This is a genomic window from Sphingobium sp. BS19, assembly GCF_027925545.1.
In the GTDB taxonomy this organism is placed as follows: Bacteria; Pseudomonadota; Alphaproteobacteria; order Sphingomonadales; family Sphingomonadaceae; genus Sphingobium.
In genome coordinates this window covers 106,103-127,530 of record NZ_BSEF01000009.1, presented here as the reverse complement: position 1 = coordinate 127,530, position 21,428 = coordinate 106,103, and the positions used below count along the sequence as shown (strand labels likewise).

General features: G+C 60.0%; 20 protein-coding genes. 4 read left to right on the top strand and 16 right to left on the bottom strand.

Annotation, left to right across the window (positions count from 1 at the left end; genetic code table 11):
- Positions 1-85: 85 nt before the first annotated feature.
- The 8 genes from rseP to rpsB all read right to left on the bottom strand — a co-directional run bounded on the left by rseP (position 86) and on the right by rpsB (position 7,479).
- Positions 86-1,219, bottom strand: a complete 1,134-nt coding sequence (gene rseP, locus QMG56_RS12220; RefSeq protein ID WP_281822764.1) for an RIP metalloprotease RseP — start codon at positions 1,217-1,219, stop codon at positions 86-88.
- The gene (locus QMG56_RS12215) at positions 1,216-2,376 is read right to left on the bottom strand and encodes a 1-deoxy-D-xylulose-5-phosphate reductoisomerase (protein ID WP_281822763.1); all 1,161 of its coding nucleotides are present in this window, start codon (positions 2,374-2,376) and stop codon (positions 1,216-1,218) included. The genes rseP and QMG56_RS12215 overlap by 4 nt, the downstream gene beginning before the upstream one ends.
- Positions 2,373-3,155 (bottom strand): phosphatidate cytidylyltransferase, encoded by a 783-nt coding sequence (locus QMG56_RS12210; protein WP_281822762.1) that lies wholly within the window; start codon positions 3,153-3,155, stop codon positions 2,373-2,375. Before QMG56_RS12210 ends, QMG56_RS12215 begins: the two co-directional genes overlap by 4 nt.
- Before the next feature lie 24 nt (positions 3,156-3,179).
- Positions 3,180-3,935 (bottom strand): polyprenyl diphosphate synthase, encoded by a 756-nt coding sequence (gene uppS, locus QMG56_RS12205; protein ID WP_281822761.1) that lies wholly within the window; start codon positions 3,933-3,935, stop codon positions 3,180-3,182.
- Positions 3,936-3,961: 26 nt separating this feature from the next.
- On the bottom strand, positions 3,962-4,519 hold the full coding sequence (frr, locus tag QMG56_RS12200) for a ribosome recycling factor (protein WP_230188308.1): 558 nt from the start codon (positions 4,517-4,519) through the stop codon (positions 3,962-3,964).
- 99 nt (positions 4,520-4,618) lie between these two features.
- Positions 4,619-5,344: a UMP kinase gene (gene pyrH / locus QMG56_RS12195; protein ID WP_230188309.1), complete on the bottom strand. Its 726-nt coding sequence runs from the start codon at positions 5,342-5,344 to the stop codon at positions 4,619-4,621.
- Positions 5,345-5,559: 215 nt separating this feature from the next.
- A complete protein-coding gene (gene tsf, locus QMG56_RS12190; protein WP_281822760.1) occupies positions 5,560-6,486 on the bottom strand; it encodes a translation elongation factor Ts in 927 nt (308 codons plus the stop codon).
- A 204-nt stretch (positions 6,487-6,690) separates the two neighbouring features.
- Complete coding sequence (gene rpsB / locus QMG56_RS12185) at positions 6,691-7,479, bottom strand: 30S ribosomal protein S2 (RefSeq protein WP_281822759.1); 789 nt, start codon at positions 7,477-7,479, stop codon at positions 6,691-6,693.
- Between the two features lie 260 nt (positions 7,480-7,739).
- Between rpsB and QMG56_RS12180 the strand changes: the two genes are divergently transcribed.
- Complete coding sequence (locus tag QMG56_RS12180; RefSeq protein WP_230188312.1) at positions 7,740-7,964, top strand: hypothetical protein; 225 nt, start codon at positions 7,740-7,742, stop codon at positions 7,962-7,964.
- Positions 7,965-8,031: 67 nt separating this feature from the next.
- Here QMG56_RS12180 and QMG56_RS12175 read toward each other — a convergent pair whose 3' ends face one another.
- Complete coding sequence (locus QMG56_RS12175) at positions 8,032-8,760, bottom strand: phosphatidylcholine/phosphatidylserine synthase (RefSeq protein WP_230188313.1); 729 nt, start codon at positions 8,758-8,760, stop codon at positions 8,032-8,034.
- 53 nt (positions 8,761-8,813) lie between these two features.
- Positions 8,814-9,548, bottom strand: coding sequence for a phosphatidylserine decarboxylase (locus QMG56_RS12170; RefSeq protein WP_281822758.1), 735 nt, complete (start codon positions 9,546-9,548; stop codon positions 8,814-8,816).
- Between the two features lie 171 nt (positions 9,549-9,719).
- Here QMG56_RS12170 and QMG56_RS12165 point away from each other — a divergent pair, with 171 nt between their 5' ends.
- The 3 genes from QMG56_RS12165 (at position 9,720) to QMG56_RS12155 (ending at position 14,477) form a co-directional block, all read left to right on the top strand.
- Positions 9,720-10,940, top strand: a complete 1,221-nt coding sequence (locus QMG56_RS12165) for an NADP-dependent isocitrate dehydrogenase (RefSeq protein WP_281822757.1) — start codon at positions 9,720-9,722, stop codon at positions 10,938-10,940.
- 86 nt (positions 10,941-11,026) lie between these two features.
- Positions 11,027-12,640 (top strand): carbon-nitrogen hydrolase family protein, encoded by a 1,614-nt coding sequence (locus QMG56_RS12160; protein WP_230188316.1) that lies wholly within the window; start codon positions 11,027-11,029, stop codon positions 12,638-12,640.
- 64 nt (positions 12,641-12,704) lie between these two features.
- Complete coding sequence (locus tag QMG56_RS12155; RefSeq protein WP_230188317.1) at positions 12,705-14,477, top strand: cation:proton antiporter; 1,773 nt, start codon at positions 12,705-12,707, stop codon at positions 14,475-14,477.
- A 12-nt stretch (positions 14,478-14,489) separates the two neighbouring features.
- Here the strand turns inward: QMG56_RS12155 and QMG56_RS12150 are convergent, their stop codons facing one another.
- The 6 genes from QMG56_RS12150 to QMG56_RS12125 form a co-directional block, all read right to left on the bottom strand.
- Complete coding sequence (locus QMG56_RS12150; protein ID WP_230188318.1) at positions 14,490-14,900, bottom strand: VOC family protein; 411 nt, start codon at positions 14,898-14,900, stop codon at positions 14,490-14,492.
- 11 nt (positions 14,901-14,911) lie between these two features.
- A complete protein-coding gene (gene alaS / locus QMG56_RS12145) occupies positions 14,912-17,569 on the bottom strand; it encodes an alanine--tRNA ligase (protein WP_281822756.1) in 2,658 nt (885 codons plus the stop codon).
- A gap of 87 nt (positions 17,570-17,656) precedes the next feature.
- Positions 17,657-18,925, bottom strand: coding sequence for a Xaa-Pro peptidase family protein (locus tag QMG56_RS12140; protein WP_281822755.1), 1,269 nt, complete (start codon positions 18,923-18,925; stop codon positions 17,657-17,659).
- A complete protein-coding gene (locus QMG56_RS12135) occupies positions 18,912-19,538 on the bottom strand; it encodes a glutathione S-transferase family protein (RefSeq protein WP_281822754.1) in 627 nt (208 codons plus the stop codon). Before QMG56_RS12135 ends, QMG56_RS12140 begins: the two co-directional genes overlap by 14 nt.
- A 209-nt stretch (positions 19,539-19,747) precedes the next feature.
- A complete protein-coding gene (gene recA / locus QMG56_RS12130) occupies positions 19,748-20,848 on the bottom strand; it encodes a recombinase RecA (protein WP_281822753.1) in 1,101 nt (366 codons plus the stop codon).
- A gap of 133 nt (positions 20,849-20,981) precedes the next feature.
- Positions 20,982-21,365, bottom strand: coding sequence for a response regulator (locus QMG56_RS12125; protein WP_281822752.1), 384 nt, complete (start codon positions 21,363-21,365; stop codon positions 20,982-20,984).
- Positions 21,366-21,428: the final 63 nt, after the last annotated feature.

Below are 21,428 nucleotides of genomic sequence, written 5' to 3'. Positions count from 1 at the left end.
GCCATCGGCCACATGTAAAAAACACAGCACGCGGCTGTTGCAAATTGTTGCTCGATCCTTGGCGAGCCTCACTGCCTCAACCGGCTCAGCCGATCAAGCCAGACAGGCTTCTCCACAGTCCGAAAGACGACAAATCGTTGAAAGTCACGAACACCATCAGGCTCAGGAGCACCATCAGGCCGGATCGATAGGCCATTTCCTGCACCTGTGGGCTGACCGGACGCCCCTTTATCCCCTCGAATGCGTAAAACAGCAGATGCCCGCCATCCAGCATCGGGATTGGCAACAAGTTGATGAACCCCAAGTTAATCGAGATGAAGGCCATCAGGAAGATGAAGCTCTGCCACCCCATATTAGCGGCCTGTCCGGACACATCGGCGATCTTCAGCGGGCCACCCAGTTCCTTCATCGACCGACGACCCGTAATGATCTGCCACAGGCCATCCATCGACGAGCTGAAAAGCTGCACCACCTTGCGCGCACCGACGACCGGCGCTTCGATCAGGCTGACGGGGCGGAACACCAGCGGCGCAGACGCCACGCCAAGCTGCCCAAGACGGAAGACATTGCCGAAGCGGTCCTTTTCGATCCGCGTGCCCGCCGCAATCGATACATCGAATCGCTGACCGTTGCGCTCCACCACATAGGGCAGCACTTCATTGGGGCGCAGAGTGACGATGGATGAGATGTCCGTGAAGCTGCCAATGTCGCGGCCCATGATGCTGACGATCCGGTCGCCTGCCTTCAGGCCAGCCGATTGCGCCGCCGATCCGTTCGACACGGCACCGACGACAGGCGGCGCTTCCGGATCGCCCTGTATATAGGCCAGCGCACCGAGCAGCAGGATCGCAGCGAGGAAATTGATCGCGGGACCGGCAAATACGATGGCGGCGCGTTGCCACACCGGCTTGGCCGGGAAACTTTCGGCGCGGTCCTGCGCAGACATCGTCAACCATTCCGGATCGGTCTGGCTGGCGGCGTTCATGTCGCCCTTGAACTTCACATAGCCGCCCAGCGGGAGCATCGCGAGACGCCAGCGCGTGCCGCGCTTATCGACCCAGGCGAACAGCTCCTTGCCGAATCCGATCGAGAACGCTTCCGCCTTCACGCCGCACCAGCGCCCGACGATGTAATGCCCAAATTCATGGACGAAAACCAGCGGGCCGATGATGGCGAGAAAGGCAAAGACGGTCAGCAGGAGGCTTGGATTTTCAATCAAACTTGGACTCTTTCCACGATGCGGGACGCGGCGTGGCGGGCCGCGCCATCCGCCTCCAGTATCTCCGCAATCGAGCGGGGCGTTGGCGCGCTATAGCCTGACAGCACCTCTTCCACAATCGCGGCGATATCGAGGAAGCCGATACGCCCCGACAGAAAGGCAGCAACCGCCACTTCATTGGCCGCGTTGAGCGTGGCGGGATGCCCGCCCCCTGCCCTTGCCGCATCGCGCGCCAGCCGCAGACCGGGGAAGCGGACGGGATCAGGGGCCTCGAAATCCAGCCGACCGATCGTCACCAGATCTAGGGGCAAGCAAGGCGTCGTGATCCGTCTGGGCCATGCAAGGGCATGAGCGATGGGGATGCGCATGTCGGGGCTGCCCAACTGCGCGAGTGTCGAACAATCGCGATATTCGACCATCGAATGAATGACCGATTGCGGGTGGACGAGGATTTCGATGTTGTCGAGACCTACGGGGAACAGGTGATCGGCTTCGATCAGTTCCAGCCCCTTGTTCATCATCGTGGCACTGTCGATGCTGATCTTCGCGCCCATCGACCAGTTGGGATGCTTGACCGCCTGCGCGGGCGTGACGGCTGCCATCTGCTCGCGCGTAAACTCACGGAACGGTCCGCCGCTGGCGGTCAGCGTGATACGTCGCACGTCTTCCATGCTTCCGCCCGCAAGGCATTGGAAAATCGCGTTATGTTCGCTGTCCACGGGCAACAGCGTCGCGCCGGATTCGCGCACCGCCTGCATCATCAGCGCACCGGCCGACACCAGCGATTCCTTGTTGGCAAGCGCCACCGTATGCCCACGTTCCAGCGCGGCCAGTGTCGGCTCCAGTCCTGCGGTGCCGACGATGGAGGCCATCGTCCAGTCTACATCGAGCCGTGCGACATCGATCAACGCCTGCGCGCCTGCCTCGGCACGGATGCCGCTGCCCGCCAGTGCATCGCGCAGATCGGCGTAGAGCGCTTCCTGCCCGATCACCGCCACGTCCGCGCGATATTTCCGCGCCGCCGCCGCCAGTGCCGCTACATCGCTATGCGCGGTAAGCGCGACGACTTGCCATGCGCCTTCGTCCCGCCCCACAAGATCGAGGGTGGAGGTGCCGACCGACCCGGTCGCTCCGAAAATCGATATACGCCGCGTCATAGCAACCCCGGCAGCACGACCAGCAAGGCCGCGAGCGGTGCGGCAGTCACGACGCCGTCCAGCCGATCCAGCACACCGCCATGACCGGGGAGCAGATTGCCGCTATCCTTCACCCCTGCCCTCCGCTTGAGCGCGCTTTCGAACAGATCGCCGCCTTGCGCCGCCACCGCCAATATCCCGCACGCCGCCGCCAGACGCAGCGGCAATCCCGCCATGAAGTGCAGCGTAAAGCCAAAGGCCAGCGCCGCGAGAACGCCGCCGCCCAGCCCAGCCCATGTCTTTGACGGACTGATAGACGGCGCGAGCTTCGGCCCACCGATGGAGCGCCCCGCAAAATATGCACCGATGTCCGTCGCCCACACCAGCCCCAGCGCCCAGAATGCCAGCAGCAATCCACCCGACTGCGCGCGCAGGAATAGCAGCGCCAGCACCGGCACACCGACATAGAGGATGCCCAGCGCCAATCGGATAGACCGCGTGATCGCGGCCACGAATATCACCGCACCAAACAATAAGCCGATGGCAAGAAAGGATGGCCCCGCCGCTAACGGATCGGGCGCCATGATCGCCAGCGGCACGCAAATCGCGAACATCGACAATCGCCGCGCCCGCGCATCCGCGCCAATCAAGCTCGCCCATTCGCCCTGCATCAACACACCGGCTAGCGAAGCCAGCATCCAGAACAATATATGCCCCATCAACAGGCAAGCGACGGCTACACAGATCAGTGCGAGGCCAACGATGGCGCGCGTTTTCAGGTCGCTAGGGCGCACCGTCATGACGTCATCCGGCCCGAATATGCGTCAAAGGCCACCATAGCGGCGGTCGCGACCCTTGAACGTGTCCAGCGCCTGCACCAGCGCATCGCTGCCGAAATCGGGCCATAAAGTGTCGGTAAAATAGAGTTCGGCATAGGCCGCCTGCCATAGCAGGAAGTTGCTCAGCCGTTGTTCGCCCGATGTACGGATCAGCAGATCGAGCGGCGGCAGGTTCGCGGTGTCCAGCGCCGCATCGAGATGATCGGTGCCGATATCCTTCGGCGCGATCTCGCCTGCCGCGGCGCGCGTCGCCAGCGACTGCACCGCGCGGATCATTTCATCCTGCGAACCGTAATTCAGCGCAATCGCGAGGATGGGACCACTATTGCCCGCCGTCCGGGCGATGGCATCATCGATCAACGTGACCAGCGAAGGCTCCAGCGCGCGATAATTGCCGATGACCCGCAACCGCACATCATCCGCCACCAGTTCGTCGATATCCGCTTCGATGAACCGCCGCAGCAGGCCCATCAGATCGGCGATCTCCGCCGCAGGCCGCTTCCAGTTTTCGGAAGAAAAGGCATAAAGCGTTAGGCATTCGATGCCCAGTTCCCGCGCCGCGCGGGCCGTGCGTCGCACTGCGTCCACGCCTGCCTTATGTCCGGCAAAGCGCGGCAGAAGGCGCTTTTTCGCCCAGCGCCCATTGCCATCCATGATGATCGCGACATGCCGCGCCCCATGATCGGCAAAACCATGAGGAGAAACGCCCGGATGCGTGTGAGTGGATGCCTGCGTTGCCACAATCGAACTATGTGCCGATTTACAGTCTATTGGCCAAGTATTTCTTTTTCCTTGGCACCGGCGGCGGCATCGATATCGGCGATGGTCGCGTCGGTCATCTTCTGCACTTCGGTTTCCAGGCGCTTGCGATCGTCCTCGCTGATTTCGCCCTTCTTTTCATCGACTTTCAGGCTGTCCATGCCATCGCGTCGCACGTTGCGAACGGCAATACGCGCGCCTTCGGCATATTTGCTGGCGAGCTTGGCCAGTTCCTTACGGCGTTCCTCGGTCAGGTCGGGGATCGGCAGGCGAAGCGTGGTGCCATCGGTAATCGGGTTGAGGCCCAGACCCGCAGATCGGATCGCCTTTTCCACCGGGGTCACATTGCTGCGGTCCCACACCTGCACCGAAAGCATACGCGGCTCGGGTGCGGAAACAGTCGCGACCTGATTGAGCGGCATGTGCGACCCATAGACTTCCACCGTCACCGGATCGAGCAGTGCTGTGTTCGCACGGCCCGTGCGCAGGCCCGACAGATCGCCCTTGAGCGATTCGACGGCCCCCGCCATGCGGCGTTCCAGATCGGCTTTGCTATATTGCGCCATGATTAGTTCTCCTGAAGCGATTTCTAATCAGATGAAATCTGATGGCTCGGAAATCGCGTTAAACACACAAATCAGAGTGATTGGTCCGATATCATCGGATCAATCACTCTGAGCTTGGACGACAGTCGCTACGCCTTCGCCTGCCAGCACCTTTGCAAGGTTGCCGGTTTCGCGAATGTTGAACACGACGATCGGAATATTGTTTTCGCGGCACAGCGCAATCGCGCTGGCGTCCATGACTTTCAGATGATCGTTCAACACCTTGTCGAAAGTCACTGTTTCATAACGGGTAGCGGTCGCCACCTTCTTGGGATCGGCATCGTACACGCCATCGACGCTGGTCCCCTTGAACAGCGCATCGCAGCCCATTTCGGCAGCGCGCAGCGCAGCGGCAGTGTCGGTGGTGAAGAACGGGTTGCCGGTGCCAGCGGCGAAGATCACGATCCGCCCCTTTTCCAGATGCCGTTCCGCCTTGCGCCGGATATAGGGTTCGCACACGCTGGCCATCGGGATCGCCGACTGGACACGGGTGTCATGCCCCATGCGCTCCAGCGCGTTCTGCACGGCGAGCGCGTTCATCACCGTGGCAAGCATACCCATATAATCGGCGCTGGTCCGGTCAAACCCCTTGGCCGCCGCCGCAAGGCCGCGGAAGATGTTACCGCCACCCACGACGACGCACAGTTCATATCCGGTGGCACTCGCCGCGGCGATTTCGCCCGCAACGCGGTCCACGGTTTCCGGGTCGATGCCGAACTGGCCCGACCCCATCAATACTTCGCCCGAAAGCTTGAGCAGGATGCGCTTGAAGGCTGGCCGAGTCATGCGGGGCGGTTATCCTGTCTGATCATGGAAATGGCGCGCACCTTAGGGAGTGCGCGCCATGATGTGAAGCGGGGTTTTGGTGTTTAGAGCGGTGCTGAAGACCGCTCGCTTAAGTCACCCACCAAACCCGTTCGGTTCGCGCCTGTCCTGAGCGCCTGCCGTGGCAGGCAGTCGAAGGGCTGCTCGAAACGAACGGATATGGGTATGGCGGTCGTTTAGACCCCAGCGGCCGCCGCAACTTCTGCTGCGAAGTCGCTGACTTCCTTTTCGATGCCTTCGCCAAGCTGGAAGCGGACATAGCCCTTCAGCGTGATCGACTTGCCTGCATCCTTTGCGGCCTTGGCAACGACGTCGGCAACCGGCGTCTTGTTGTCCATGACGAACAACTGGCTGAGCAGTGCGTTTTCCTTGGCGTACTTGGCCACCGCACCGTCGACCATCTTGGCGACGATTTCGGCAGGCTTGCCCGATTCGGATGCCTTTTCCGCAGCGATCGAACGCTCACGCTCCAGCAATGCCGGATCGATATCGGACGCAGAGAGCGCCAGCGGGAAGGCAGCGGCGATGTGCATCGCGATCTGCTTGCCCAGCGGTTCCAGAACGTCGGTCGGCGCATCGCCTTCCAGAGCGACCAGAACGCCGATCTTGCCGAGACCCGGCGCAGCAGCATTGTGCACATAAGGAACGACAACGCCCTGATCGACCGACAGATGGGCCAAACGACGCAGCGTCTGGTTTTCGCCGATGGTGGCGATGTTCGCAACCAGCTTTTCCGAAACGGTGCCGCCGGTAGGATAAGCAGCGTTCGCAAGCGTTTCCGCGTCGGCGGCCTGCGTGTCGAGCGCGATCTGCGCTACGTTACGCACGAACTCCTGGAACTGGTCGTTCTTCGCGACGAAATCGGTTTCGCTGTTCACTTCAACGGCAACGCCCTTGGTCCCGGCGACGACAACGCCGACCAGACCTTCAGCAGCGGTGCGGCTGGACTTCTTCTGCGCAGCGGCCAGACCCTTGGCACGCAGCCAATCGGATGCTGCTTCGATATCGCCATTGGATTCGGTCAGCGCCTTCTTGCAGTCCATCATGCCCGCGCCCGAACGGTCGCGCAGTTCCTTGACAGTGGCGGCGGTAATCTCGGCCATCGTGATTTCCTTTATTCTATTTCAAATGTGCGGGAGGGCGCGATCCCTTGCGGAAGAACGCGCCCTTTACCCTGCAAAGTTTTCAGTTTGGAGTACCCGATCCCTCCCCGTTCGCCCTGAGCTTGTCGAAGGGCCGTCCTTCCTAAAAAGAACAAGGCTTCGACAAGCTCAGCCCGAACGGTTTTGGTCGATGTACCCAGCCTGTCAGGCGTCGGTGGCGGTTGCCTCTGCCGGAGCGACTTCGATAGCCGCTTCTTCAGGAAGCGGTTCGTCCATCGCGCCCAGGTCAACGCCCGAAGCCTGCACGGCGCCACGGTTGCCCTTGGTCGCTGCAGCAGCGATCGCATCGCAGTACAAGCGGATGGCGCGGCTTGCGTCATCGTTTGCAGGAACAGGGAACGCGATGCCGTCAGGCGATACGTTCGAATCGAGGATCGCAACAACCGGAATACCCAGCGTGTTGGCTTCCTTGATCGCCAGCTCTTCCTTGCCTGCGTCGATCACGAACATCACGTCAGGGATGCCGCCCATGTCGCGGATGCCGCCCAGCGACATTTCCAGTTTTTCGCGCTCGCGCGTCATCTGGAGCACTTCCTTCTTGGTCAGGCCGTGGGTATCACCCGACAGCTTTTCCTCAAGAGTCTTGAGACGCTTGATCGAACCCGAAATCGTCTTCCAGTTGGTGAGCATACCGCCCAGCCAGCGATGGTTGACGAAGTGCTGGCCCGAACGGCGTGCGGCTTCTGCGATAGGATCTTGGGCCTGACGCTTGGTGCCGACGAACAGCACCTTGCCGCCGCTGGCGACGCTGGCCGACACGAAGTCGAGCGCACGGGCGAACAGCGGAACGGTCTGCGAAAGGTCGAGGATGTGGATACCGTTGCGGTCGCCGAAGATGTACGGCTTCATGCGCGGGTTCCAGCGGTGAGTCTGGTGGCCAAAGTGCGCGCCAGCTTCGATCAATTGCTGCATCGAGACGACAGGTGCCGCCATAATAGTTCTCCTTACCGGTTGGACCTCTGGGAATCAGTGACCTTCTGGATCCTCTCAAAGAGGCCGTCCGGCACCGGGATGTGCGATTCCCATGTGGATTGGAGCGCGGCCTTTATCGGCCTTGTCGTCGCAATGCAAGGCTTGACAAGTGCTGCGGTATAGAACAAATAGTGAACATCGGGAACAAACGGCGGTTTCGGGCGGTTTGCGAAGATAAGTCCGGTGAGCCGTGCCTGCGGTCAGATGGAAGGGTCAGTACGATGTTTGGTATGATTGCTGCTTTCGTGTTCGTTACGGGTTTTGCCTTTGCCATCGGCGTGATCGCTTGGATGTTCGCCCATTATCAGGAAAAGATCGTGGCTGCCCTTCTGGTAGAGCCGATGCCGCAAACGGTCCGCGTCTATAATGTTCGGATCAGCCGTCCCCGCGTCCGCCCTGTTCAGACGGCGCGGGCCAACCCGACCCGCACTGCTTTGGCCGCCTGAAAATCCAACAGCGAGGCGGCCCTGCCTATCGCGTATGGGCGACCTTAGAGAAGTTATAGCGCCCGCGTCAGGTTACGGAAGGCGGCACATCCTTCGACCGCAGCACCTTGCCATAGCTGGCAATGCCGAACGGGATAAGCGCCACATACAATAGGCTGATCGCCAGCAGCGTATGCCACGGCACCGTCATCAACAGTGCAGCGAGCAGTCCCGCAACGAGTATTGCTTCCATCCGGATCGTCTTACGCAGACGCAAGGACGACCAACTGAACGTGGCGACATTGGATATCATCAGAAACGCAATGAATGCCGTCCACGGAGCGACAACATACCAGGCGCGGAATATGTCGAGCCCGGTCACGAACCAGAGATACAACGGCACGAACGTCAGCCCCGCTCCCGCTGGCGCTGGAACGCCGGTCAGGAACCCGGCGGACTTATGCGGCTGAACATCCGCGTCGATATTGGCATTGAACCGCGCCAGCCGAAGCGCACAGGACAAGGCATGGGCCAGAGCGAATATCCAGCCGATCTTCGGCATGGTCTGCAACGACCAGAGATAAAGGATGAGCGTAGGCGCGACGCCAAAGGCGATCACGTCGGACAGCGAGTCCAGCTCCGCGCCGAACCGGCTTTCCCCGCGCAACAGCCGCGCTATGCGTCCATCCAGTCCGTCCAGAACACCGGCCAGCACGATGCACGCCACCGAACGCTCCCAATCCCCGGCAATGCCATAGCGCACACCAGTCAGGCCGAAGCACAATGCCATCGCTGTAACCGCGTTGGGTGCCAGCATCCGCAAGGTGATGCCACGTCGCAATCCGCGGGGAATGGCGCGCCGCCTTTGCCTCACTGCAGCACGCCCGTCAGTATCTGCTTCTCGCCGATCTTGGCGATCACGGTTTCACCCGCCACCGTCCGCTGCCCCAGTACCACGCGTGGTACGGTTCCGGCGGGAAGATACAGATCGACGCGGCTGCCAAAGCGGATCAGGCCGATGCGCTGGCCCGCGGCTACGATATCGCCCGGCTTCACGAACGGCACGATGCGGCGCGCTACCAGACCGGCAATTTGCGTAAACCCGATTCGCACGCCGTCCGATCGCTCGACCAATATGTGCTGCCGCTCATTATCTTCACTGGCTTTGTCGAGATCGGCGTTCAGGAACTTGCCGGAGATATACACGACGTTCTTGATCGTCCCGCGAATGGGCGTGCGGTTGATGTGGACATCGAACACGCTCATGAACATCGACACACGGATCATCGGCGCATCGCCCAAACCGTCCGGCCCGGCCATTTCGCGCGGCGGCGTGACGTTCTGGATCAGTGTCACCAGCCCATCGGCTGGCGCGACCAGCAAACTCTCGTCCTGCGGCGTCGCGCGAATGGGATCGCGGAAAAACGTCAATACCCAGATGGTTACGATCACCATCAGCCACCCGATGGTTTCCCATCCCACGACGAAGAACAGCCCCGTTATCGCAGCCGCAATTGCGCCGAACTTGCGACCTTCGGGATGCACGGCGGGGAACCGCCATTTGATGCCGCCGCCCGTAGCGACAGTGAATTCGTTGTTTTCCATTGGCTCGTCTTAGGGAGTGAGATTGCTACTGACAACGCTCGAAACCCGGACCGTTTCCGTTCAGGTTGCAAAGCGGCAAAATCCCCAACCCGACAGTTGAACATTTTGGCCGCTTTCCCTAGACGCAATCGCAACTTCCTATCCCCAGTGCACAGAAAGCGAAGCAGACGCATGGCGAAGATCAAAGTCAAAAATCCGATAGTCGAACTCGACGGCGACGAGATGACGCGCATCATCTGGGAATGGATTCGCGAACGCCTGATCAAGCCTTATCTCGACATTGACCTCAAATATTACGACCTGTCCGTTCAGAAGCGCGACGAAACCAACGACCAGATCACGGTCGACAGCGCCAAGGCGATCCAGCAGTACGGCGTCGGCGTGAAGTGCGCAACGATCACCCCCGACGAACAACGCGTCGAGGAATTCGGCCTCAAGAAAATGTGGAAGTCGCCCAACGGCACGATCCGCAACATTCTGGGCGGTGTGGTGTTCCGCGAACCCATCGTCATCAAGAACGTGCCGCGCCTCGTCCCCGGCTGGACCGATCCGATTGTCGTCGGACGTCATGCTTTTGGCGACCAGTATAAGGCCACCGACTTCCGTGTCCCAGGTCCCGGCAAGCTGCGCCTCGTCTGGGATGGCGACAATGGCGAGAAGATTGACGAGGAAGTGTTCCAGTTCCCAAGCGCGGGTGTCGCCATGGGTATGTACAATCTGGACGATTCGATCCGCGATTTCGCCAGGGCGAGCATGAACTATGCGCTCGACCGCAAATGGCCGCTGTATCTTTCGACCAAGAACACCATCCTGAAGGCCTATGACGGCCGCTTCAAGGATCTGTTCCAGGAAGTGTTCGACGCCGATTTCGCTGCCAAGTTCAAGGAAGCAGGCATCGTTTACGAACATCGTCTGATCGACGACATGGTTGCTTCCGCGCTCAAGTGGAGCGGCAAGTTCGTGTGGGCGTGCAAGAATTACGACGGCGACGTGCAGTCGGACACAGTGGCGCAGGGCTTCGGATCGCTCGGCCTCATGACTTCGGTGCTGATGTCGCCCGACGGCAAGACCATCGAAGCAGAAGCTGCGCATGGCACCGTCACGCGCCACTATCGCATGCATGAACAGGGCAAGGCCACGTCGACCAACCCTATCGCGTCGATCTTCGCATGGACGCAGGGCCTCTCGTTCCGCGGCAAGTTCGACGACACACCGGACGTCACGCGCTTTGCTGAAACCCTGGAGCGGGTGTGCATCGAAACCGTCGAAAGCGGCAAGATGACCAAGGATCTTGCCCTGCTGATCGGCCCCAATCAGGCGTGGATGACGACGGAGCAGTTCTTCGAAGCGATCCGTGCCAATCTGGAAACGGAAATGGCTAGCTGGAAATAAGTCGGAACCGAAATGACCGGTTGAATGTTCGGCTCCATTGACGGGTATCCCTGTCGATGGGGCCGAATTTCTTTCAAGGATAGTAGATGACAACCGCGGCACGCAAACGCCTGGAAATCCGTAATGCCGCGCCGACCGATGTGCGGGCGATCCAGCGGCTGATCGAGCGCGCTTACCCTGGCATGCCAGGCTATTCCCCTGCCACTATCAGGGGCCAGATCAACAACTTCACCGAAGGCTGCTTCGTCGCACTGTATGACAACAAGGTCGTGGGCTATTGCGCGACGATGCGCGTCAGCAAGGCGATGGCGTTTTCCCCGCACGACTGGGAAGAAATCACCGCCAACGGTTTCGGCACCCGGCACAGCGCGGCAGGAGAGTGGCTATACGGTTATGAGATGGCCGTCGATCCGCGCCAGCGCGGCCTACGCATCGGTCAGCGACTATATGATGAGCGCAAGGAACTGGCCGAGCAGCTCGATCTGCATGGCATCGTGATTGCCGGGCGCCTGCCGGGTTACGCCCGCGCCAAGCGCCGCATCGGAACACCGCAGGATTATCTGGAGGGTGTGATTGCCGGCAAGCTGCGCGATCCGGTCCTTAGCTTTCAGCTCAAGAACCAGTTCGAGCCGATTGGCGTTCTGGAAAACTATCTGCCCGAAGATAAGGCGTCGGATGGCAACGCCGCGCATATGGTCTGGCGCAATCCCTATGTAGATCCGGACGAAGCACCCGAAATGCGCGTCCCGCGCGGCGTCGAAAGCGTGCGTCTGGCGACATGCCAGTTACAAGCGCGTGCCGTTGCCGATTTTGACGAGTTCATCCGCAATATCGAATATTTCGTGGATGTTGCAGCGGATTATCGGTCTGACTTCATCATCTTCCCCGAGTTATTCACACTGCCGCTGCTCTCGTTCGAAACGAAGAAGCTATCTCCCATGGAGGCGATCGACCGGCTGACCAATTATACGCCGCGACTGACCAAGGAACTGGCGCGCATGGCGCTGGAGTATAATGTCAACATCATCGGCGGATCGCACCCCACCCGCACCGACGATGATGACGTACAGAATGTCGCCTATGTCGCGTTACGCGACGGGTCCGTGCATTCGCAGGAAAAGATCCACCCTACTCCCAACGAAGCCTTCTGGTGGAATATCAAGGGCGGAGATTCGCTGGACGTCATCCAGACCGACTGCGGACCAATCGGCGTGCTGATCTGCTACGATAGCGAATTTCCAGAGCTTGCCCGCCGCCTGGTCGATCAGGGTGCGCGGATGATCTTTGTCCCCTTCTGCACGGACAGCCGTTCCGGCTATATGCGGGTGCGGTACTGCGCGCAGGCGCGCGCAATCGAGAACCAGTGTTACGTCATCATGTCCGGCAACGTCGGCAATTTGCCGAATGTCGACAACATGGACATTCAGTACGCCCAAAGCTGCATATTGACGCCCTGCGACTTGCCCTTTGCGCGCGATGGAATTGCAGCGGAAGCGAGCGAGAATGTCGAGACGCTGACCATTGCCGACGTCAATCTTGCCGACTTAAGCTGGGCGCGCGCGGAAGGGACCGTCCGCAACCTGCGCGACCGCCGCTTCGATCTGTATCATATCGAATGGGATAATAATGTCGGACAGGGCCATGCGCCGAGCGGCGGCCCTGTTCCTGCAGGCGGCCACAACTCCCCCGGCGGCGGTTGATAAAAAGCGTGCATTTGGGCCAATAGGGCGCTGACAAACACGCATTCCGGTGCATAAGGGGAAAATGGCAGCGGAATTCAATCATACCGGCCTTAGCGACGCTCTGGTCATCCTGGGCGCAGCGGGTCTCGTAATCCCCGGCTTCGCCCGTTTTCGCATAAGCCCAGTCATCGGCTTCATTCTCGTCGGTTTGGCCGTAGGCCCGGCCGGCCTCGGATCGTTGATCGATCAATATCCCTGGCTGTACTACATCACCATTTCCGATCCGAAGGCGATTGCCCCCTTTGCGGAACTTGGGATCATCCTGCTCCTGTTCTCCATCGGGCTTGAACTGAGTTTCAAGCGATTGTGGACGATGCGCACCCAAGTGTTCGGGGTCGGCGCTGCCGAACTACTCATAAGCGCCGCCATAATCGGCGTCGCGCTCTATCTGATCGGGCAGGGAATCGGAGGCGCCGTAGGTCTCGGCCTTGCGCTTGCACTTTCCTCGACAGCGCTGGTGTTACCAATGGTGGGTACGCAGACTGCCGTCGGACGATCCGCATTTGCCATGCTCCTGTTCGAAGATTTGGCACTGGTGCCGATCATCTTCCTGCTTGGCGCGCTCGCCCCCACGGCCAGCGAAGCGGGATGGGTCGGCCTGGTCGATACACTCGTTAAAGGCGGCGTTACCATCGTGGTGATGCTGGTGCTTGGGCGTTTCACCCTGCCACACATCTTCAGCCAGGCAGCGCGCACCAAGAGCCCCGAAGTGTTTCTGGCTGCCAGCCTGCTGGTCGTGATCATTTCCAGCCTCGCGACTGCGCTCGTGGGTCTATCGCCGATCGTTGGGGCATTGCTTGCGGGCATATTGATCGCCGAAACCGATTACCATGGCGAAGTCGAAGTGATGACCGCCCCGTTCAAGGGATTGGCGCTCGGCGTCTTCCTCATCACTGTGGGGATGAGCCTGGACCTGCGCGTTATCGCCGCAAACTGGTCGATCCTGTTGCTTGCCGTAGTCGGCGTGGTGATCGCGAAAACGATCGTCACAACACTACTGCTGCGCTTTTCAGGCGTCAGCAGAGGCGTGTCGCTGGAAGTCGGCGTGCTCATGTCCAGCCCTTCGGAAACCACCCTGATCGTGCTGACCGCGGCATCGGCGGCGCAACTCATTCTGCCTTCAACGGCAGCTTTCTGGCAGATCGTGACGGCAATCGGCCTAACCATCACGCCCTTGCTGGCCCGGATAGGCCACGACATTGCACGGCGACTGGAACTCGCTGGATCGGAAGAGCCCACTCCGCTGGGTGAGGAAGGCGCACAACCGGCAGCGGTGGTCATCGGCTTCGGCCGTGTGGGGCACATGGTATGCGATCTGTTAAAGTTGCATAATCAGCCTTTCATCGCCGTGGAATCGGACGCGGACGTCGTCGCGACGGCACGCCGAAATGGCTATCCGATCCTGTTTGGCGATGTGTCCCGCGCCGAGATGCTCGATAAACTACGCCTCGGCCATGCGCGCGCGTTGATCCTGACGATGGACGATCCGGTGTTATCGGTGCGCGTTACGCGACGAGTGCGCGGTTGGGTGCCCGATTTGCCGATCATCGCCCGTGCACGCGATACCGATCATGCAGCAGAGTTATACAAGGCCGGCGCGAGCGACGCCGTGCCGGAGACACTCGAAAGCTCATTGCAACTTGCCGAGACGGCGCTGGTCGACCTGGGCGTTGCGATGGGACCGGTCATCGCCTCGATCCATCAGATGCGCGAAGATCTGCGCGAGGGGATCAAGGAAGCGGCGGACATGGATAAGGCGCCCAAGCTCAGGAAATTGCGCGCCGAAGATGCGTAACTATCGACGTGTCTATTCTAGCATCCCATACGGCTCAATGTGCTGAATAAGATCCAGTCGGTTACCATAAAGATCTTCAAAAACGGCCACCGTGCCATAATTCTCGTACCGGGGCTCTTCAACACAACGGACCCCACGCTCCAGATAAGCTGCGTAATCCTTCTTGAAATCATCGGTATTCAAAAAGAGAAAAACCCGACCGCCCGTCTGATTTCCAACGTAGGCCGCCTGTCTTTCCGTTTCAGCTTTTGCCAGCAAAATACACCCAGCCCTACTTCCCGCCGGAGCGACCACAACCCAGCGCTTTTGCGGCGAGAGGACGTTATCCAACCGCACTTCAAAGCCCAGTTTCTCTACGTAAAACTGAATCGCTTCATCGTAATCATGGACTAGCAACGCGGTGAGAAAAAGTTGTTGGGTCATAGTGCGTCAAATTACTCAGGCACCGCCGCCAAAGTCGCCTTGACCGCGTCAAGCGCTGCTTCCGCCTTGTCCCCTTGCGGACCGCCGCCCTGTGCCATGTCCGGACGACCACCGCCGCCCTTTCCACCCAATGCTTCGACACCCGCACGGACAAGATCGACCGCGCTGATGCTGCCCGATAAATCGTCAGTTACACCCACGGCTATCGTTGCGCGACCATCGACTACGGCCACGATGGTCGACACGCCGCTGCCCAGCGTTGCTTTGTTTTGGTCGACCAGTCCGCGCAGTTCCTTGGGATCCAGCCCCTGAATAACCTGCCCCATGAAGGCGATATTGCCGACCTGCTCCGGCCCGGCAGGCGCGGAAGTCCCTCCCCCGCCGCCAAGCGCCAGGGCTTTTTTCGCGTCAGCCAGTTCGCGTTCCAGCTTACGGCTTTGCTCTACGAGAGCCGCGATGCGCGCAGGCACGTCGTCTGGTGCAGTCCGGAGCGTTGCCGCCGCTTGCTTAAGGCGGTCGTCACGATCGATCAGCCAGAGGCGCGCCGCTTCGCCCGTCAGTGCTTCGATACGGCGAATACCGCTGGAAACGGCGCTTTCCGATACGATCTTGAACAGGGCGATGTCGCCCGTTGCGCGGACATGCGTGCCGCCACATAACTCGACCGAATAATGCAGGTCGTCGCCCTTCCCCATGGAAAGAACGCGGACTTCATCGCCATATTTCTCACCGAAGAGTGCCATAGCGCCCGCCGCGACAGCGTCGTCAGGGGTCATGAGGCGGGTGGTCACTTCTTCGTTATGCCGGATCTGCGCATTCACATCTGCTTCGATCTGGGCGATCTGCGCCGAGGTCAGCGCTTCGGGATGCGAGAAGTCGAACCGGAGGCGATCCGGCGCGACCATGCTGCCCTTCTGGGTAACGTGCGTCCCCAGGCGATGACGCAATGCGGCGTGCAGCAGATGCGTGGCACTATGGTTCGCGCGGACCTTGTCCCGGTGTACGGCATCGACCGACAGCGCGACGGTGTCGCCGACCTTCACACGACCAGCGTCGATGTGCGCATGGTGGGCATGCAGCCGTCCCAGCGGCTTTGCCGTATCGCTCACCGTTGCGGCGAAGCCCTCGCTGCCGGTGATGCTTCCGGTATCGCCGTTCTGTCCGCCGCTTTCGCCATAGAACGGCGTCTGGTTGGTGAGGATGACCACGCTATCGCCGGATGTCGCGCTATCGACTTTCGCGCCGTCCTTGATCAGCGCAACGACTTGCGCTTCGCCTTGCGTCGAAATGTAGCCGGTAAATTCGGTGCCGCCTTCAGTGTCGGCGATGTCGTACCAGATGTCGTCAGACGCCTTGTCCCCCGACCCCTTCCACGCGGCACGGGCAGCGGCCTTCTGTTCCGCCATCGCGGCATCGAACCCGGCACGATCGACGCCAAGCCCCTGCGAACGCAGCGCGTCCTCAGTCAGATCATAAGGGAAACCATAAGTATCATAGAGCTTGAACGCTGTTTCACCCGGTAAGGTATCGCCTTCGGCCATCGCGGATGTCGCGTCATCCAGTAGGCGCAGACCGTTTTCCAGCGTCTTTCGGAAGCGCGTTTCCTCACGAAGCAGCGTTTCCTCGATTAGTGACTGGGCGCGCACCAGTTCAGGGTAAGCGCTGCCCATTTCACTGACCAGACCACCGACCAGCCGATGCATAAGCGGGTCTTTCGAACCGATGATATGCGCGTGACGCATTGCGCGCCGCATGATCCGTCGCAGCACATAGCCGCGCCCTTCATTGGCGGGCAGAACACCGTCAGCGATCAGAAAACCCGATGAGCGCAAATGGTCGGCAATGACGCGATGGCTGGATTTATGGTCGCCGTCCGTCGCGGTGCGGCTGATCGCGCCGCTTTCAGCAATCAGGGCCTTGAAGGTGTCGGTATCGTAGTTGTCATGCACACCCTGCATCACAGCCGCGATCCGCTCCAGTCCCATGCCGGTGTCGATGCTGGGCTTGGGCAGGTCGCTGACGATCTCGTCCGCCTCTTGCAAATGCTGCATGAAGACCAGGTTCCAGATTTCCACGAAACGGTCGCCATCTTCCTCCGGCGATCCCGGCGGGCCGCCCCAGATATGATCGCCATGATCATAGAAGATTTCCGAACATGGTCCGCAAGGGCCATCCGAGCCCATCGCCCAGAAGTTGTCCTTGGTCGCGATACGGATGATCCGCTCTTCGGGCAGGCCCGCGATCTTACGCCACAGGTCGAATGCCTGATCGTCGGTGTGATAGACTGTCGCGGTCAAACGATTGGGGTCCAAGCCCCATTCCTTGGTCAGCAGCGTCCAGGCGTGGGTGATCGCCTGTTCCTTGAAATAATCCCCGAAGCTGAAATTACCCAGCATTTCAAAGAAGGTATGGTGCCGCGCGGTGTAGCCGACATTGTCGAGATCGTTATGCTTGCCACCCGCGCGCACGCATTTCTGGCTGGACGTCGCGGTGGAATAGGGCCGCTTCTCAAGGCCGGTAAAGACATTCTTGAACGGCACCATGCCCGCATTGACGAACATCAGCGTCGGATCGTTATGCGGCACCAGCGGTGCCGATGCGACGGGTGTATGTCCAGCCTGCGCGAAATAATCGAGGAAGGAGCGGCGGATGTCGTTGGTCGATGTCATGCGATCGACTTAGAGGGTCGGCGCAGCGTTCTCAAGGGGCGATAAAGCGTGGAATGTGCAACTGCTCGTGAGGGGTCGGTTCAAGCTCTATCCCAACGGGGCGTCAATCGACGTGGGCGGCTGTGAAAACCACTTTGGTCCGGTAGCGGTCATGTGAAAGCAATCCTCCATGCGGACACCGAAATGGCCGGGGAGATAGAGGCCCGGCTCATTCGAAAAGCACATGCCTTCCTCCAGTCTCGTGGTTTCGCCGCGAACGAGATTGACGGGCTCATGGCCCTCCATGCCGATGCCATGGCCGGTTCGGTGCGACAGGCCGGGAAGCGCATAATCCGGGCCATAGCCAAGCGAGGTATAATAAGCCCGAACAGCGTCGTCGACAGCGCCGGCGGGTGCACCTAAACGCGCCGCGGAGAAAGCGACTTGCTGGCCTTTTGCGACCTGATTCCACACCCGGCGCTGTTCGGGCGTCGGGTCTGCACCGTGTACGAAAGTGCGGGAAATGTCGGATTGATAGCCCTGCACCGTGCAGCCGCAGTCCATCAGGACAATCGCGCCGGGGGTGACGACCTGAGGTTTACCGCTGCCATGCGGATAGGCGGCCGCTTCACCGATCAATACCAGCGCGAACTCCGGGTCACCGCCCAGCACGCGGGTCGCGCTAGTCATTAGCGCGCCGATATCCAAGGGGGTCATGCCGGCACGAATGCGCGGAACAGTCCAGCTATAGGCGGCGACGGTGACATCCGACGCCGCCTGCATCAGCGCGATTTCGGCTGGCGTCTTGCGCATCCGGCAACCGCGCACCACAGGATTGGCGGAAACAAGCGTCGCGCCCGGAAGCGCGGTGCGCAACCCATCGAAGGCGAAGAAGCGGGCGGTTTCCTCTACGCCGATCCTCGCTTTAGTCAGGCCACGCTCGGTCAGAAAAGCCGACACCTGCAAAAGCGGATTTTCATGTTCCTGCCACACGCGTATTTCCGCCGGGATGGCCAGCGATTCAGCGACCGAAGGCTTTTCGAAGAAAGGCGTGACGATAATGGGCGAGCCTTCCGCCGGGATTACCGCAGCAGTCAGCCTTTCGCTGCGATGCCACTGCACGCCGGTGAAATAGACGAGGCTGGCGCCCGGTTCGATGAGGACAGCGCCGATATCGTTGGCCCGCATCAGGCTTTGCGCGCGGGCGATTCGTGCCGCCCGCTCCTGTTTGGATATTGGCGCGATGCCTGTGGTGAGTGATTTGAGGTCAGCTATTGCTTCATTCTGGGCGAACAGGCCGCGCGGAAAGCCCAGCGCAAGCGAGCCAGTGGCGAAGGCGACGCCCTTCAGCAGAGCCCGACGGTCAGGCGTAGGCATAGGGACCGCCAGCCGTTAGCGCGGCCTGATAGGCCGGGCGGGCATGCATTTTGTCCAACCAGGCAATCAGATGGGGGCGCGAGGCATCGAGGCCGGCCCGAGAGCGGGATGCTTCGAGCGAGAAGCTCATCATGATGTCGGCGGCAGTGAACTCTGCACCGGCGAAATAGGGACGGGTCGTCAGTTCGCTCTCCAGCCAGTCAAGATGCGTATCCATCATGCCCTGCACCGTCTTGCGGGCGGGTCGACCGAGCAAACCGAGGCGTTGGATAACCAGCAGGGCCATAAGCGGGGGCATCATCGACCCTTCGGCATAATGAAGGAAATGGCGATAGCGCATCGCGTCATCCGGAGCGGCGGGCGCACCAAGCCGATTACGTGCCTTTGAGACGATATATTCGACGATCGCACCGGTCTCCGCGACAACCATAGCATCGTCTTCGATGACCGGGGATTTGCCGAGCGGGTGCACCGCCTTGAGCTCCGGCGGTGCCAGCATGGTCTTTGGATTACGGGCATAACGCTTGACGCTGTACGGGAGCGAGAGTTCCTCCAGTAGCCAGAGGATACGCTGCGAACGGCTGTTCTCAAGATGGTGGACGATGATGCTCATGGGATCTCCTTGCCTCGAGGCTAGCAGAGTTTGCCTGTCGAGAAAGCCATGAAACAAACCACATGTTCCCCCCACAAATCATAATCAGGGCATAACGATAAAAGGCCCGCCAGCGTTCTCACGCAGCGGGCCTTTTCGGATCGTGAAGCGGCAGGCGAACCCGCGTCAGCGAAGGATGTCGGGTGTACGGGCCCGGCAGTCCGGATCGCTTATGCGTCGTCGTCCTCCGCTTCGTCGGGTTCAGGTCCGGTCATCATGCCTTCGGCGACCTTTTCGGTCTTGGCGCGGATCGCCTTTTCCAGCTTGTCGGCAAGTTCGGGGTTTTCTTTGAGAAAATTCTTCGAATTTTCGCGCCCCTGCCCGATGCGGACAGAGTCATAGGAGAACCATGCACCCGATTTCTCGACGATGCCCGCCTTGACGCCCAGGTCGAGAATTTCACCGATCTTTGAAATGCCTTCGCCATACATGATGTCGAATTCGACTTGCTTGAACGGCGGAGCGACTTTGTTCTTCACCACCTTCACGCGGGTAGCGTTGCCGACGATATCGTCGCGATCCTTGATCTGGCCGGTGCGACGAATGTCGAGACGCACCGAGGCATAGAATTTGAGCGCATTACCGCCGGTCGTGGTTTCCGGATTACCGTACATCACGCCAATTTTCATGCGAAGCTGATTGATGAAGATCACCATGCAGCGCGAACGGCTGATCGAGCCCGTCAGTTTGCGCAGCGATTGCGACATCAGACGCGCTTGCAGGCCGACATGGCTGTCGCCCATTTCACCTTCGATTTCCGCGCGCGGCACCAATGCCGCCACCGAATCGACGACCAGCACATCGATGGCATTCGAGCGCACCAGTGTATCGACGATTTCCAGCGCCTGCTCACCCGTATCGGGCTGCGACACAATCAACTCATCGATGTTTACGCCCAGCTTCCTAGCATAAACCGGATCGAGCGCATGTTCGGCGTCCACAAAGGCAGCCGTACCACCGCCCTTCTGTGCTTCGGCGATGACATGCAACGCCAATGTGGTCTTGCCCGAGCTTTCCGGCCCGTAAATTTCGATGACGCGACCGCGCGGCAGTCCGCCCACGCCCAAGGCGATATCGAGGCCAAGGCTGCCCGTCGAAATAGATTCGACTTGCATGGTTTCCTTCGAGCCAAGCCGCATGGCCGACCCCTTGCCAAAAGCGCGGTCAATCTGCGCAAGTGCGGCATCCAGTGCCTTCTGCCGGTCCAGTCCAGTTTTATCCATGGTCCCCGTCTTTTTGTCGGAATCGATCAATTTGAGCATTGCCGTCATCACATGGTCCCCTGTCAAGCAGCCCGATCGAAAACGAGACGAGCCTATTGGCGGAAAGATGCGCCTACATCCGGCGCCTGACCATTATGTATCGCATTTGTTCTCATAGAACAAGAGGGGAACATCATTTTCGTTACGCGGAAGCAGAGCCTTCGGTCGCAGGCGTATTCAAAATCTTTTCCAGTGCGCGTTCTACAGCACCGATGGTGAACGGCTTGGCGAGAGTGGGGCGATTAATGAAGCTAGACGGCACATCGTCCGAACTGCCGCCCGTCGCGAAAAGAAACGGGATGTTCCGACCTGCCAGCTCTTCGGCAACCGGCCAGGATTTCTCACCCTGTAAATTGCAATCCAAAATGGCGGCGTCAAATCCACCGTTGGCCACCAACGCCGATGCTTCCGATACGGTGGAAGCTACGCCATGCACCGCATAGCCCAGCGTCTCCAAGAAATCCTCAAGCATCATGCTGATCATAGCTTCATCTTCGACAACTAAGATAGATTTGCTTACAGTCATGAGCTTCCACGATTATTGAAGCGCAATCGGCGTTTCGATTGCGAAAGGACATGAGTTCGCTAC